This window comes from Actinospica robiniae DSM 44927, assembly GCF_000504285.1.
GTDB lineage: Bacteria > Actinomycetota > Actinomycetes > Streptomycetales > Catenulisporaceae > Actinospica > Actinospica robiniae.
On sequence record NZ_KI632511.1, the window covers coordinates 141,041 to 152,590 of the forward strand.

The following is an 11,550-nucleotide window of genomic DNA, read 5'->3' on the forward strand; positions in this document are numbered from 1 at the left end:
ACCGCGGTCATGAATCCCAAGGCTATCGTGCCGTGTTGGTCAACGCCCGATCTTCAGCCACGCCGGCAAGGTGAAGCAGCACTCGTACACGCCCTGCCCGCCGTCCGTCATTGCTTTGCGGGCTGCCGGATGGACAGCCCCGGGGCACATCGTCAGGGGCGGGCGGTGAGCTCGCTGAGATATGAGGTCACGGCCGCGACTTCGGCGTCGGTCCGCTTCGCGTTGAGCTTCTTGATCTGCTGGACCTTGCCGAGATAGTGCCGCGCGACCTCGGCGGCCTTCTCCTGGACGACCTCCACGCCGACCTTGCGACGATCGCCCGGGACGGCGCTGCGCACGACGTATCCGGCCTGCTCGAGCCGGTCGAGCACCCGCGTCGTGGTGCTGGCCGGCAGGCCGGTGCGGGCCGCGACCTCGGTCGGGCTGATGGGGCCGTCGTAGCGGGAGATGACCCCGAACGCCTGCAGGTCGACTGCGCCGATCCCCAGAGCCCGGGCGACCTGCTCGTTGAACAGGATCGCCTGCCCGACCAGGGAGGCCAGCAATTCGGCCACCGCGGCAACGGAGCCCTCGGGCGGTGCGGGCTGATTTGAACGTCGCTCCATGGTCCCCCATACTAGTACTACCGAAATGGAAATTTCCCGGAATGGAAGAACTCATGACCGTCAGCGCACCGACCATCGGCCACGCGGTCTCCGCGGACGGCACCCGGATCGGCTTCGAGCAGTTCGGCTCCGGTCCGGCGCTCGTCCTCGTCCAGGGGACGATGGGAACCGCGTACAACTTCCGCGAACTCGCCGAAGCCCTTGCCGACACTTACACCGTGGTCGTCCCCGACCGGCGCGGCCGCGGCCTGAGCCCGCACGCCTTCAGCGCCGCCTACACCGTCGACGACGACGTCCGGGACCTGGACGCCGTCCTGGCCGCCACCGGCGCTCGCCACGTCTTCGGCCTCAGCTCCGGCGGCGACATCCTCCTCAAAGCCGCGCGCTCCCTGCCCCGGATTGAGAAAATCGCGCTGTACGAGCCCGCGATCCTCCCGGGCGGTATCCCGCGCAAGGGCGCCGAACGCTTCGACGCCTACTCCAAGGCCGACGACCTGCGCGGCATGCTCACCACCGGAATGAAGCTCGCCGAGTTCGGACCGGCGCTCATGCGCGCGATGCCGGACTGGGTGGTCAAGGCGGCCATCGGCTGGATCATGAAGCAGGAAGCCAAGAGTGGCTCCGATCAGTACGCCTCCATGGCCGACCTCGCCCGCGCCTTCCGGTACGACTTCGTGGTCGTGGCATCGATGGACGGCTCGATCCCGACGTTCAAGGACATCACCCAGCCCGTGCTGCTGCTCGGCGGCAGCAAGAGCCCGGGCTACCTCGGCCAGGCACTCCGCGCGCTGGAGAAGGTCCTGCCCGGCGTCCGCCGCGTCGAACTCGCCGGCCTCGACCACGGAGCCGCCTGGAACATCGACCGGCAGCGCAACAAGCTCGGGAACCCGAACGCCGTCGCCGAGCGACTCAAGGAGTTCTTCTGAGATCGCGTGCACGCGACGGACACACGACTCCACCGAGGCCGAGGCTCCGCGCAGTTCGACGCGTCGAACCGGCCTCGCCATCGAACAACGCGAAGGGACTGCGTTCGCGCCGCTGCGTCAGCGTGCCGGCCGCAAGACCATGAGCGAGCTTTCCAAAGTCGCCACCATGGCGAAGGGGAACCGGTCGAGTTCAAGACAGAGCTCGACGTCATCGGGATGGACTCCTTGACGCACTCCCGTTGCCAGCTCAGCAGCGGCGCGTGACTCGGCAGCGCGGCGCAGGAATCCCGCCGCATCCGTTTCGGCCGCCATCGCCCTGCGAGCGATGTATTGAGCGCACGCCAGATCTTCATCGGCCTGCCCGTCTTCGCCCGTGACCACGAACGTGACGCCGTCACCACCGCGCGTCCGCAGAAGCCGAGCCGTCGCCTCCGCCACCACGAAGCTGGCGCACAACACCAGCGACGCCTCCTTGACCGCGAGGGCGCCGACCGTCCCTGCCGTGGTCTTCTGCACGACGGTCCGTCCGCCGAGGTCAAGGGACCGCAGCAGGCCCGGCGAGTTGACGGCGTCGAATCCGGGCGCGGGTGGACCGTCTTTGAGCGTCACCCAATCGGGGCGGCCGGCCTTGAGCGCCAGGGCGTCCTGCAGCGACTCGGCAAGGACGATCTTTTCCGCGCCCTGGCCGAAAGCCCAGGCTGCGACCGTGAAGGCGCGCATGACGTCGACTACGACCGCCACGGACGGGGTTTCGACGAGCTCGGCGATGCCAAGGAAACGAGCGTCCATTCGGCCATGGTCGCGCATGCGCGACTCGAAGAAAAACCGTTTACAGCGTCAGCGCGGCCGACGGCGCTGCTACGAGGGTCGCTTGCGCAGGTGTCGGTGTCCCTGGTCGGGAAACTCCGGCGGCAGCGGCGCGAGCACCGAATCGAGGACGTAGCCGCACTTCTGGGCGACGCGGCACGAACCCGCGTTGCCGACCGTGTGCAGAAGTTCGATCTCGTCGGCCGGCATGATCTCCTGCCCGCTGAACAGCCATTCCGTAGCCGCCTCGACGCAACGCGAGGCGATGCCTTTGCCGCGGGCTTCGGCGACGGTCCAGTAGCCCACGCCGGTCGCGAGCGTCTTCGGCGGGTTGGCCGCCTTGATGACGAAGTAGCCGACGAGCGCGCCTTCCTCTTCGATCGCCCAGCTCAGAAGGGTGTCCGCGGCCCAGCCTGCATCCACCTCGGCGAGCCAGGCGCGGGCCTGGTCCTCGTTGCCGATGGAGCGCGTCAGCCAGCGACGCATCGATTCGTCGCGGTGGGCTGCGACGACGGCGGGAATGTCCGAGTCCTGCCATGGTCGAAGGGTCAGGGCCGGGGCGGTCGCGGAGGGGCCGACGGTCAAAGTCATGGGCGACGTCATACCCGTCATCCAACCGGATCACAGCCTGCTGAGTTGCCGGCCAAGTGGCTCGCGTGGCTATCGTCGACGTTGCGGGTGCGCACGTGCGGTGGCCAACGCTTCGATGCCTGCGACCATACGGGCCAGCCCGAAGTGCAGGGCATCATCGTGTTCTGATCCGCTCGGTTGACTGAATGCCGCCACAGTGAGCGGGAACGCGTGCGCGTTGCGCATGAGGACCGGTGCGAGCGCCTTGGCGAGGTCTTCCTCGGGCGCCGGACCGGCAGCCTGCTGACGAACGATCGAGACGACGTGGCCGGCCAGCATCGCCAACACGTCGAGCTTCTCCCGTCCATCCAGGTTCAGCTCCTGCAGAGCGGCAAGCCCGGCTTCGTACCAGCCGAGCTCGTTCGGTCCGGGCAGGTGGGGGCGCTGGATGAGTTCGACGGTCCACGGACGCTGCGATGCGCGTTCATACAGCGCGGTCGCCCAACGCGTGAGCGCGCTCGCCCATTCCCCGTCGCCGAAGGTGTCCGGCGCGCCCAAGGCGCGGTCGAGCATCACGGCCTCGAGCTCTGCCCGCCCAGGCAAGTAGCGATAGAGCGCCATCTTCGCGGCACCGAGGCGCTCGGCCACGACCTGCATGGTCACGGCGTCCAGGCCGTCGTGGTCGGCGATCGCAGTGGCGGCGTCCGCGATCTGCTCCAAGGTGAACTTCGGCTTCGGCCCTCGTCGGCTCGGTGACGACCCTCGGGCACTACTACGCCCTCGCCAGCGGGCCGGTACCCACCGCGGGCCTCGAGACGCGACGGCCGGACGGGCGCGCGGTCGCCTACGCCTTCAACACGCCCGGGCGCCTGGTCGTGCTCGGCGGGCACAAGGCCCCCAACCTGTTCGTCTTCAAAGCCGAGCAGCCGGACTACGACCGATCCGACATCCCGTCACAGCGGCGATTCCTCGAAGCCCACTTCGACGGCGTCGGCTGGCGCGTCGCGCAGATGCTCGAGGCCTGCCGCGAGGATCCCGACTTCTACCTGGACGAACTCGCCCGGACCCGGATGACGTCGTTCACCCGCGGCCGCGTCGCCCTGCTCGGCGACGCCGGCTACGCGAACACGCTCGGCGGCTTCGGCACCGGACTCGCCCTGATCGGCGCCTACGTCCTCGCCGGCGAGCTCGTCGCGGCCCGCGGCGAGCACGCCGCCGCTCTAGCCTCCTACAACGAGAGGATGCGCAAGCCCACGAAGATCGCGCGATCCGGCAACGCGGGCCCGTTCCTGGCGCCGCCCACGCACCGGCGCATAAAGCTGCGCGACTGGGCGTTCGCGCACCGGCTGGTTGCGCGCACCATGATCCGGGCCGCCGACGCGTTCGCCACCGAAGCCTCGATCCCCACCTACTCCATGCGCTGACGCGGTTGAGCAGCCAAGCAGCGAACGCGGCCGCCGCGCACGTCACATGTCCGGCTCCCACCAGCCGCGCGTGTCGACGTTCGCGGCATCCGCCAACGCCTCCAGTTCCGTGATCTCCTCCTCGGCGAGCTCGATGCCGCGAGCGCGGACCAATCCGTCGATGTAAGCCGCCTTCGTCACCCCGATGATCGGAGTGGTCCCCTTGGCGATGGCCCAGGCCGTGGCGACGTCGGCCGCAGGCGCGCCGCGGTCTTCGCCGATGGCGCCCATCCGGTCCGTCAGCGCCTGCAGTCTGGGCAGCATGCCGTTGTACACCTCCGCCCGGTTGCTGCCCTCCGGCAACGGGTTGGCCGGGCCGTACCTGCCGGTCAGGGCTCCTTGCTCGAGGACCATGTAGGAGAAGAACCGCACGTCGTGCTCGCGGCAGTACTCGAGGATGCCCGCGCGCTCAGAGGCGCGGTAGAGCAGGCTGAAGTGGTTCTGGACCGCCTCCACGCGGAAGCCGGCCTCGCCGAGGATCTGATCGGCCAGAGCGATCTGCTGCATGTCGTGGTTCGAGACGCCGACATGCTTGACCTTGCCGCTCCTCAGCAACGGGATCAGCAGCGGCGTCCATCGTGCCACGCCGCGGGGGTTGTGGATCCAGTACAGATCCACGTGGTCGGTGCCCATGCGCTCGAGACTCTGCTCCAGCATGTCCCCGACCGGATCATCGCTGTCGCCGGCGGCCTGTGGCGTGAATTTCGTCGACAGCTGATACTCGCCGCGGTCGTAGCCCTTCAGTGCCTTGGCGAGGACCGTCTCCGAGCGGCCCATGCCGTACACCGCGGCGGTGTCCCACAAGGTGAACCCGTTCGACTGCGCCTTCTCCACGACCTCCCGCAGCCCGGGCTCGCTCAGCCGGCTGCCGAAGATGCCGTCACCCGCCTCACCGCTGTCTCCCCAGGCCCACGTGCCCAACGCCACCGCTGGCACCGTCAGCGCCTTGTCCGTCATGTCTCATCTCCGTTGCTTGCTCTTGCGACCGGGTCGGATTATTCGGTCCCCAGAGGGTTCGATCCCATGAGACCGCCATCGCCGCCACCGGAGAAGGCCGCGTCTATCGGGGGTACAAGCTCGACCCCCTTCGCGCCGTGACCGGTGGCTACCATCAATGGCATGGACCAGCATCCCGGAACCCGCGGCGAAATCCGGGACTTCCTCGCCAGCCGACGCGCCAAAATCACCCCGGCGCAGGCCGGACTGCCGACCAGCACCGCCGCCGGGTCCCCGGGCTGCGGCGCGAGGAAGTCGCCGTTCTCGCCGGCGTGAGCACGGAGTGGTACACGCGCCTGGAGAAGGGTCACATCGGCGGCGTGTCCGAGGACGTCCTCGACGCGGTCGCCCGCGCCCTGCGACTGAACGACGACGAACGCACCTACCTGTTCGACCTGGCCCGCTCCTCGCGTCAGCAGAGTCGCACGCCGCCGCGCCGCCGGGACGTCGAGGTCCCGCCCCGGGTCCAGTGGCTGCTCGACTCCATGACGACGTCCTCGGCGTTCGTACGCAACGGCCGCACCGACATCCTCGCCGGCAACGCCCTGGCCCGGGCGCTGTTCGCGCCGATGTTCGACAGCGCCACCACCGACAAGCACGGCCGCCCCAACCTCGCTCGCTACATCTTCCTCGACCCCGACTCCCACGACCTGTTTGTTGACTGGGACGCCGCCGGCATGGCCACCGCCGCCCTGCTGCGCGCCGAGGTCGGGCGCGAGCCGCGCGACCGGGCACTGCGCGAACTCGTCGGCGAGCTGTTGGAACTGACCTTCCAGTCCCTCGAGCTGCCTCTGCCGGGCAGAGCCGCACACGACCTGATCATTTACACCGCCGAACCCGGCACTGCATCCGAAGACCGGCTCGATCTCCTCGCCATCTGGGCGGCTACGCAATCTGCCGGCCGTATCACGCCGGCCAGGCAGTAAGCGCCACCTCGACGGTGCGCTCGAGATCGCTGCGGCTTGCCCCGTCTCTGGCCTGGGTGGACATGCCCTGAAGGACGGCTGCGTAGAACATCGCCAGCGCGGCCGCGTCCGTGCCGGATGGCAAGATGCCGGCTCGAACGTCAACTTCGATCTTCTCGGCGATTGCGTGCTTCGTCCTCTCGCGATAACCGCGCAACTGCTCCTTGACCTCGTGTGACGCCTCGGTCGTGTTCGTGGCGCCGTCGATGACGAGGCAGCCGGGCGGATGGCCGGCGTCGGCGTACCGCTCCGCGGCCAGGCGCAGCATCGTCTCGACGGTCCCGCGCGCGGTCGGCTGAGCGAGGGCGCGGGCACCGTAGTCGCCGTGCGTCTCGGCGTAGCGCTCCACGGCCTCGGTGAACAGTCGCCGCTTGTCGCCGAAGCTCGCGTACAAGCTCGGCGGGTTGATTCCCATCGCCTTGGTGAGGGCGGCTACGGAGGTCGCCTCGTACCCGTGACGCCAGAACTCGGCCAGCGCCGCTTCCAACGCCGCTTCGCGGTCGAAGCCTCTGGGCCGTCCTCGGGCGGGTCGTTCCGGAGAAGTCATGACCCCATTCTATAGCGATCGATAAAAAATCTGCTACGCTTCACTTGTATCGATCGCTACAAAATTCTGGAGGGGACTCCCATGCCTGTTTCCGCCCTGCCCAAGCCCACTCTCGCCCGCACGGTGCGCGGTATCGGCCCCGGTCTGGTGCTCGCCCACGGCGCCGGCGGGAGCATCGCGGACAACTACGGCCCCATCCTCGACGGGCTGGCCGCCGGCCACACCGTCGTCGGCGTCGACTGGCCCGGCACCGGCGGTTCGCCGCGCTCGGACGCACCGCTGGATGCCGACGAGCTGGCCGACCAGCTGATCGCCGCCGCGGACGCCGAAGGGCTCGACTCCTTCGCGCTGGCCGGGTTCTCCCTCGGCGGCCCGGTGGCGATCCGCGCCGCCGCCCGCCATCCCGGACGGATCAGCGCCCTCATCCTCACGGCGACCTTCGCCTACCGCGACGCACGCCTGGACCTCGCCGCGCAGGTGTGGGCCGACCTGTACGCGTCGAAGAACACGGAGCTGCTCGCAAGGTTCCTGAGCCTGGTCGCCTTCAGCACCGACGCGCTGCGGGCCACCGATCCCGAGGCACTCGCCGCTGGTATCAAGGCTCTGGCCGAGGCGATCCCGCCCGGCACGCCGGAGCACGTCGACCTCGTCCGGCGGATCGATGTGCGCGAGGATCTGGCCCGCATCACCGCGCCCACCCTGGTGATCTCGACCAGTGCGGACCCGCTCCTATCCCCGCACCTGCACCGGGAGCTCGCCCAGCAGATCCCCGGCGCGCGCATGGCCGAGCTGGCGACCGGCCACCTACCGTTCGCCGAGAAGCCGGAGCAGTGGCTCGCGCTGATGACCGATTTCCTCGCCGCGCCCGAGTCCCGCGCCTGACCGTCTCCCGCGGTCCTCGTCCTCCCACGCTCCTGTGATCAGCGAATCGACGACAACTTCAATTTCGAGGAGTCCTCTCATGCGTGCCATCTCTCAGCGCAGCTTCGGTGAGCCCGCCGTCCTGCAACCCGTCGATCTGCCCACGCCGGTCCCGCTCCCCTCCGAAGTCCTCGTGCGCGTTCGCTCCACTGCCGTGAACCCGGTCGACGCGATGGTCCGCTCGGGCACGTTCCGCATGCTCGGAGAGCCGCCGTTCGTCCTCGGCTGGGACATCTCCGGCGTGGTGGAAGAGGTCGTTCCCGGCGTGACCAGGTTCGAGGTCGGCGACGAGGTGTACGGCATGCCCTTCTTCCCCCGGGCGGGAAACGCCTACGCCGAATACGTCGCCGTGCCCTCCCGCCAGCTAGCCCGCAAACCGACCACGATCGACCACGACCACGCTGCGGCACTTCCGCTCGTCGGCCTGACGGCATGGCAGGCCCTGGTCGACTCCGCGAACGTCCGTCCGGGACAGCGGGTCCTGATTCACGCCGGCGGCGGAGGAGTCGGACACCTCGCGGTGCAGATCGCCAAGGCCCGAGGCGCCCACGTCACCGCCACGGCCAGCGCCGCCAAGCAGGACTTCGTCAGGAGCCTGGGCGCCGACGAGGTCGTCGACTACCGCGGCACGGATTTCACGGAGAAGGTCGGCGACCTCGACGTCGTACTCGACACGGTCGGCGGCCCGGTCGGGCCTCGCTCGATCGGCGTGCTGCGCCCCGGCGGCCTGCTTCTCACCATCGTCGACCGGACCGACACCGCGCTGCGCGCGGCCACGATCTCCGCCGGAAGGCGCTTCGCGGGAGTGACTGTGGAGCCGGACTACGTCGGTCTCGAGGCGCTCGCGAAGCTGGTCGACGAAGGCCGCCTCATGCCGTTCGTCGAGCACACACTGCCGCTCGAACAAGCCGCCGTCGCGCACGAGCTCATCGAGTCCGGACGGACGCAGGGCAAGATCGTGCTGAGCGTTTGAGCGATCCGCTCGCGCCCCGGAAACCCGTTGTGCCTTTGATACGCCACTGATGAGATGAGCACATGTTCGGGCAGACGGTGTGGGAGCGGAATCTTCATCAGGCGGGCAGCGCTCGCGGGCTGGCAGCAACCGCCAAGGACATCGTCGTCCACGAGCGAGCCACCCGCCTGGTCGGTCTCGATCCCCACGACGGTGCGCAGCGCTGGGATATCCCATGCGGCACCTGGCCACGCGCTACGATCATCGCCGGCGACCGCTGCCTGGTGATCCCACAAAGCCCTGATCAGCTGTCATGCCTGGACGTGCGCACCGGGGACGTCCTCTGGAGCGCGCAACTGGCGAGGTTCACCGGGCATCTCGCCGCTACGCGAGACACGGTGCTGGTCGGCGGTTGGCGCGGCTCGACTCCGCTGACCGCGTTCGACCTGCAGACCGGATCGCTGCTGTGGCAGAGTCCGAAGCGAGTGAAGATCGAAGCTCCTGTCGTGGTGGACTCCGGCATCCTGGTCGGCGAGTCGCACAGCAGCGAGATCAGCTTGATCGAACCGCGTGACGGAAGCGTCAAGGCGCAGTGGTCGCTGCCCGAACCTCTGGCTTCGAGCGACAACCATCCGGTCCTCACGCCGCTGGACGGCGATCGAGTCCTTGCTCGGTGCGGGCCGCGTACTGTGGTCGAGTTCTCGCTCTCCACCGGGACCGTCGCGACCTTCTTCAGATCAGACGACGTCGATCTGGCGCCTCAGGCGGTAGGCAGAACGGGTTCGATCCTCTGGGTACTACCCGTGTGCGGTTCCCACGCAGTCAGGACCCTCCACACCCACGACGGGACGCCGCTGCGCCGGTTCGCCGCGGCGGACGTCGATCACGCGGTGCAAGCCGGCTCGGGGTTCGTGGTCGCCGACTTCACCGGGCGACTGGCGCTCGTCGATCCGGACCCGGCGGCGCCGCGGTACTCGACGCACTCCGCGCGCATCGCACAGCGCATCAGGGTCCTTCGCGACCACGGACCCGGCACAGTACTGGTCATGACCAAGGGCACGCTGCGCGTCGTCGAGGTCGATTAGGAGCCCGTGAGGGCCCCGTCGGAGATGGTCAGCACTCTGTCGGCGAGCTCGATCATCGCCTCGTCGTGGGTGGCGACGATGGCGGTGACGTTCTCGGAGAGGACGACGGCGTGGAGCAGTTCCATGACGTCGCGGCCGGTCTGGGAGTCGAGTTGGCCGGTGGGTTCGTCGGCGATGAGCAGACGCGGGGTGTGGACGAGGGACCGGGCGATGGCGACGCGCTGCTGCTGGCCGCCGGAGAGCTCGCCGGGGCGTTGGGCGCGATGGTCGCCGAGGCCGACGAGCTTGAGCAGGAGGCTGACGCGGTCCTCGCGCTCGGCGGCGGGGGTGCGGCGGACGCGGAGCGGGACGCCCACGTTCTCGGCGGCGTTGAGGATCGGGAGCAAAGAGAAGTTCTGGAAGACGAAGCCGACCGTGTCCCGGCGCAGGGCGGTCAGCTCGCGGCGGCTGGGGCGCAGGCCGTCGCCGAAGACCTGCTTGCCGTCGATGGAGAGGCTGCCGCTGTCGGGGCGGTCGAGGCCGCCGAGCAGGTTGAGCAGCGAGGTCTTTCCCGCGCCGGAACGGCCCACCACGGCGCACAGTTGGCCGCGCGGGATGTCGAAGGAGACGTCGTTCACGGCGTGCACGGCCCGGTCTCCGCTGCCGAAGGTGCGGCGGAGGTTGCGGGCCGAGACCATCACCTCGGACGGGTCGGCGAGCTCAGTCATCGCTGGCGTCCTCTCGGGCGGCACGGGTTTCGGGCTCGATCGGCGTCTGCGTCTGCGGCGGTGTTCGCTGCGGCTGCGGAACGTGGCCGGGCCAGACGCCGACGTGGCCGGGGTCGAGGGTAAGCCGGACCCGGTCGCGCAGGCCGGCCGCCTCGGTGTAGTCGCGCGGGAGTTGGACGCGGCCCGCCCGGTCGAGGACGGCGTACTGCTCGGCGCGGACGGCGGGGGCGCCTTCACCGCCCGACTCCACCTCGGCGCGCAGCGTCTCGGTGCTGATACGGCCGTCGCGGATCTCCACGGTGCGGCCGACGTGTTCGGACACTGCCTTGTCGTGGGTGACGACGAGGATGGTCACGCCGAGTTCGCAGTTGGCGCCGCGGAGGGCTTCGAAGACCTGGGCGGCGGTGGCCGAGTCGAGCTCGCCGGTGGGCTCGTCGGCGAGCACGACTTCGGGCCGGTTGGCCAGGGCGGTGGCGATGGCGACGCGCTGCTGCTGGCCGCCGGAAAGCTGGGCCGGGCGGCGGTCGCGGCATTCGCCGACGCCGAGGAGGTCGAGCAGCTCGAGGGCGCGTCGGTGCCGTTCCCGCTTGCCGCCGCCGGCGAAGGCCATGGGGAGCGCGACGTTGTCGGCGGCGGAGAGGAACGGCAGCAGGTTCTTCGCCGTGTTCTGCCAGATGAAGCCGACGGTGGAGCGCCGGTAGCGCAGCCGGTCGCGCTTGCCGAGTGCGGCGAGGTCGAAGCCCGCGACGGTGGCGCGGCCGGCGGTGGGGGCGTCGAGGCCGGAGAGGATGCCGAGCAGGGTGGATTTGCCGCTGCCGGAGGCGCCGACGACGGCCACCAGCTCACCGCGGCCGACCAGCAGGTCAAGGCCCTGCAACGCCACCACCTCCACCTCCTCGGTCTGGTAGATGCGCACGACCCGGTCACACACCACGTGCGCGTCGCCGCCGTAGACCTCGCTGGGCCGGTTGGCGGCCGCTTCGAGTCGGTGCAGTTGGCTCGGCAT

The 11,550-nt window shown here is 69.4% G+C and carries 13 protein-coding genes and 1 pseudogene; 6 read left to right on the forward strand and 8 right to left on the reverse strand.

All coding sequences use genetic code 11. The features are described 5' to 3' along the window. Nucleotides 1-152: 152 nt before the first annotated feature. The gene (locus ACTRO_RS00600) at nt 153-605 is read right to left on the reverse strand and encodes a MarR family winged helix-turn-helix transcriptional regulator (RefSeq protein ID WP_084315852.1); all 453 of its coding nucleotides are present in this window, start codon (nt 603-605) and stop codon (nt 153-155) included. A gap of 53 nt (nt 606-658) precedes the next feature. On the opposite strand from ACTRO_RS00600, the gene ACTRO_RS00605 reads away from it, so the two are divergent. Next, nucleotides 659-1,531, forward strand: a complete 873-nt coding sequence (locus ACTRO_RS00605; RefSeq protein ID WP_169739777.1) for an alpha/beta fold hydrolase — start codon at nt 659-661, stop codon at nt 1,529-1,531. 117 nt (nt 1,532-1,648) lie between these two features. Here the strand turns inward: ACTRO_RS00605 and ACTRO_RS00610 are convergent, their stop codons facing one another. From ACTRO_RS00610 to ACTRO_RS00620, 3 genes are all read right to left on the reverse strand, one after another. Next, on the reverse strand, nt 1,649-2,320 hold the full coding sequence (locus ACTRO_RS00610; protein ID WP_034260421.1) for a 2-phosphosulfolactate phosphatase: 672 nt from the start codon (nt 2,318-2,320) through the stop codon (nt 1,649-1,651). A gap of 69 nt (nt 2,321-2,389) precedes the next feature. Further along, nucleotides 2,390-2,923 (reverse strand): GNAT family N-acetyltransferase, encoded by a 534-nt coding sequence (locus tag ACTRO_RS00615; RefSeq protein ID WP_169739778.1) that lies wholly within the window; start codon nt 2,921-2,923, stop codon nt 2,390-2,392. A gap of 75 nt (nt 2,924-2,998) precedes the next feature. Further along, nucleotides 2,999-3,628 (reverse strand): TetR/AcrR family transcriptional regulator C-terminal domain-containing protein, encoded by a 630-nt coding sequence (locus tag ACTRO_RS00620; protein WP_063627904.1) that lies wholly within the window; start codon nt 3,626-3,628, stop codon nt 2,999-3,001. 32 nt (nt 3,629-3,660) lie between these two features. Between ACTRO_RS00620 and ACTRO_RS00625 the strand changes: the two genes are divergently transcribed. Next, nucleotides 3,661-4,332: a Rossmann-fold NAD(P)-binding domain-containing protein gene (locus ACTRO_RS00625; RefSeq protein WP_211244019.1), complete on the forward strand. Its 672-nt coding sequence runs from the start codon at nt 3,661-3,663 to the stop codon at nt 4,330-4,332. Nucleotides 4,333-4,374: 42 nt separating this feature from the next. On the opposite strand, the gene ACTRO_RS00630 is transcribed toward ACTRO_RS00625, so the two are convergent. Further along, nucleotides 4,375-5,328 (reverse strand): aldo/keto reductase, encoded by a 954-nt coding sequence (locus ACTRO_RS00630; protein ID WP_034260425.1) that lies wholly within the window; start codon nt 5,326-5,328, stop codon nt 4,375-4,377. 162 nt (nt 5,329-5,490) lie between these two features. On the opposite strand from ACTRO_RS00630, the pseudogene ACTRO_RS00635 reads away from it, so the two are divergent. Beyond that, nucleotides 5,491-6,293, forward strand: a pseudogene (locus ACTRO_RS00635) (helix-turn-helix transcriptional regulator). Here the strand turns inward: ACTRO_RS00635 and ACTRO_RS00640 are convergent. After that, the gene (locus tag ACTRO_RS00640; protein WP_034260427.1) at nt 6,274-6,879 is read right to left on the reverse strand and encodes a TetR/AcrR family transcriptional regulator; all 606 of its coding nucleotides are present in this window, start codon (nt 6,877-6,879) and stop codon (nt 6,274-6,276) included. The pseudogene ACTRO_RS00635 and the gene ACTRO_RS00640 overlap by 20 nt on opposite strands. A gap of 81 nt (nt 6,880-6,960) precedes the next feature. Here ACTRO_RS00640 and ACTRO_RS00645 point away from each other — a divergent pair, with 81 nt between their 5' ends. The 3 genes from ACTRO_RS00645 to ACTRO_RS00655 all read left to right on the forward strand — a co-directional run bounded on the left by ACTRO_RS00645 (nt 6,961) and on the right by ACTRO_RS00655 (nt 9,837). Next, nucleotides 6,961-7,761, forward strand: coding sequence for an alpha/beta fold hydrolase (locus ACTRO_RS00645; protein ID WP_034260428.1), 801 nt, complete (start codon nt 6,961-6,963; stop codon nt 7,759-7,761). A 79-nt stretch (nt 7,762-7,840) separates the two neighbouring features. Further along, nucleotides 7,841-8,773, forward strand: a complete 933-nt coding sequence (locus ACTRO_RS00650) for an NADP-dependent oxidoreductase (protein ID WP_034260430.1) — start codon at nt 7,841-7,843, stop codon at nt 8,771-8,773. A 62-nt stretch (nt 8,774-8,835) separates the two neighbouring features. After that, nucleotides 8,836-9,837 (forward strand): outer membrane protein assembly factor BamB family protein, encoded by a 1,002-nt coding sequence (locus tag ACTRO_RS00655; RefSeq protein ID WP_034260432.1) that lies wholly within the window; start codon nt 8,836-8,838, stop codon nt 9,835-9,837. On the opposite strand, the gene ACTRO_RS00660 is transcribed toward ACTRO_RS00655, so the two are convergent. Together ACTRO_RS00660 and ACTRO_RS00665 are read right to left on the reverse strand one after the other, a co-directional pair. Beyond that, nucleotides 9,834-10,544, reverse strand: a complete 711-nt coding sequence (locus ACTRO_RS00660) for an ABC transporter ATP-binding protein (protein ID WP_034260434.1) — start codon at nt 10,542-10,544, stop codon at nt 9,834-9,836. The two genes, ACTRO_RS00655 and ACTRO_RS00660, sit on opposite strands and share 4 nt — an antisense overlap. Then, on the reverse strand, nt 10,537-11,550 hold the full coding sequence (locus ACTRO_RS00665; protein WP_051450088.1) for an ABC transporter ATP-binding protein: 1,014 nt from the start codon (nt 11,548-11,550) through the stop codon (nt 10,537-10,539). Before ACTRO_RS00665 ends, ACTRO_RS00660 begins: the two co-directional genes overlap by 8 nt.

Coding starts and splice junctions, on each gene's coding strand:
- ACTRO_RS00660 (WP_034260434.1), bottom strand. CDS start 10,544: ATGACTGAGCTCGCCGACCCGTCCGAGGTGATGGTCTCGGCCCGCAAC.
- ACTRO_RS00630 (WP_034260425.1), bottom strand. CDS start 5,328: ATGACGGACAAGGCGCTGACGGTGCCAGCGGTGGCGTTGGGCACGTGG.
- ACTRO_RS00650 (WP_034260430.1), top strand. CDS start 7,841: ATGCGTGCCATCTCTCAGCGCAGCTTCGGTGAGCCCGCCGTCCTGCAA.
- ACTRO_RS00655 (WP_034260432.1), top strand. CDS start 8,836: ATGTTCGGGCAGACGGTGTGGGAGCGGAATCTTCATCAGGCGGGCAGC.
- ACTRO_RS00610 (WP_034260421.1), bottom strand. CDS start 2,320: ATGGACGCTCGTTTCCTTGGCATCGCCGAGCTCGTCGAAACCCCGTCC.
- ACTRO_RS00605 (WP_169739777.1), top strand. CDS start 659: ATGACCGTCAGCGCACCGACCATCGGCCACGCGGTCTCCGCGGACGGC.
- ACTRO_RS00645 (WP_034260428.1), top strand. CDS start 6,961: ATGCCTGTTTCCGCCCTGCCCAAGCCCACTCTCGCCCGCACGGTGCGC.
- ACTRO_RS00600 (WP_084315852.1), bottom strand. CDS start 605: ATGGAGCGACGTTCAAATCAGCCCGCACCGCCCGAGGGCTCCGTTGCC.
- ACTRO_RS00665 (WP_051450088.1), bottom strand. CDS start 11,550: ATGCCGAGCCAACTGCACCGACTCGAAGCGGCCGCCAACCGGCCCAGC.
- ACTRO_RS00640 (WP_034260427.1), bottom strand. CDS start 6,879: ATGACTTCTCCGGAACGACCCGCCCGAGGACGGCCCAGAGGCTTCGAC.